General features: G+C 79.4%; 2 protein-coding genes. One reads left to right on the forward strand and one right to left on the reverse strand.

Going from position 1 to position 1,699, the window contains the following annotated elements; all coding sequences use genetic code 11:
• On the reverse strand, positions 1 to 253 hold a 253-nt coding region (locus HCN56_RS25420), incomplete at its 3' end, for a helix-turn-helix domain-containing protein (protein WP_512700880.1).
• A gap of 338 nt (positions 254 to 591) precedes the next feature.
• Between HCN56_RS25420 and HCN56_RS25425 the strand changes: the two genes are divergently transcribed.
• Positions 592 to 1,518, forward strand: coding sequence for an NADP-dependent oxidoreductase (locus HCN56_RS25425; RefSeq protein ID WP_167974983.1), 927 nt, complete (start codon positions 592 to 594; stop codon positions 1,516 to 1,518).
• Positions 1,519 to 1,699: the final 181 nt, after the last annotated feature.

Genomic DNA, 1,699 nt, shown 5'->3' on the forward strand with positions numbered 1-1,699 from the left:
GGGCGGCGGTCGCCGCGGGGGCGGTGACGGGTGCGGCAGTGGGGCGGGGGGCCGCCTCGGGCAGCAGCCCGGCGTCGGCGAGCAGCACGTGGAAGGGCTCGCCGGAGGCGCGGGCGCGTCCGAGGAGCCGCCCAGCGGCCTGGGTCCCGCCCGCGGCGACGGCGGTGACGTCGGGCTCCGCGGAGAGCGCGGTGGCCAGCGATTCCGCGAAGACCCGGTGCTCGTCCACCACCAGCGTCCGGATGCGGTCCATGGTCTCCCCCTCGCGGCCGTCCGCGCCCCTGCAGATCACAGAAAGGCACCGCGGGTGTGCGCGGTGCCGACAGGCGTACAGCGTACGGGCGGAGCGTCGCAACGGTGGGCGAATTGCGGCAACTCCCGCCCTTGCGAAGGGTTTTGGTCACCGATGCTCGGCGGACCACCGTGATCCGGCCGCCGCCGGGGCGCGCGGGGGCGTTTCGCCGGGCGGTGCGCCGCGGGAGCGGGGCCGGGCGCCCGGGGCGCGCTCCGGGCCGGGGCGCGCGACACTGGCAGCCGTAGCTGTCCATCCACCGCACCGGCCGGTGCGGGCGACGGGAAGCGGGTGCCGCGATGCCCATGGCCATGGCCTTCGCCGAGTACGGCGGTCCGGAGGTGCTCACCCCGCTGGAGCCGGCGGAGCCGCATCCGGGGCCGGGGCAGGTGCGGATCACCGTCCGGGCGGCGGGGGTCAACCCGCTCGACGCCAAGCTGCGCTCCGGCGCGATGGCGGGCGCGTGGCCGCTGGAGCTGCCGTTCGTGCCCGGTTCGGAGCTGGCGGGCACGGTGGACGCGGTGGGTGAGGAGGTGCACGACCTCTCGGTCGGCGAGGCGGTGATGGGGCTCGCACCGCACAGTTACGCGGAGCAGGCCGTGGCCGACCGCGACCGGGTGGCGCGGGTACCGGAGGGCATGGACGTGGAGCACGCGGCCGCGGTCCCGGTGGCCGCGGAGACGGCCTGGCGGGCGCTGGCGGAGTTGCGTGTCGGGGCCGGCGACACCCTGCTGGTCCATGGGGCGGGCGGCGTGGTCGGCGCCATGGCGGTGCGGTTCGCGCTCGCCCGCGGCGCGCGGGTCGTCGGCACCGCCTCGGCCGCCGCGGTGCCGCGGGTCGCGGCGCTGGGCGCGATGGCCGTCACCTACGGCGAGGGCGTGGCCGACCGGGTCCGGGAGACGGTCCCGGGCGGTGTCGACGCGGTGCTCGACACCTCGGGGGCGGACGTGCTCGGGGAGTCGGTGGCGCTGGCCGGCACGCCGGACCGGGTCCTGACGGTGGTGGACCCGGTGGCCGCCCGGCGCCACGGGGCGCGGTTCTCGTCGAGTGGCGAGAGCCCGGTCGACCACGCCGCGGCCGGGCTGGCCCAGGCGGTGGCGCTGCACCGCGCCGGGTCGCTGCACCTCCCGCTGCACGCCGTGTACCCGCTGGCGGAGGCGGCCGAGGCGCACCGGGCGCTGGCGGCGGGGCGGCTGAGCGGGAAGATCGTGCTGAGCGTCTCCTGACGGCGTACGGGCGCGGGGGCGGGCGGGCGCGGACGGCCGGTCCCGTGCGGCCGCGCGGGCCCGGAGGGTCGGCCCCCGCGCCTCCGAGCGGGCGCGGCCCGCGTGGGCTCGGACGGTCGGCCCCGCGCAGCCGGGCGGACGGGGTGCCGGTCGGTCGCGGCGCCGGGCGGGCGGTCAGCCG

The organism is Streptomyces lonarensis, from assembly GCF_012033735.1.
GTDB classification, from domain to species: Bacteria; Actinomycetota; Actinomycetes; order Streptomycetales; family Streptomycetaceae; genus Streptomyces; species Streptomyces lonarensis.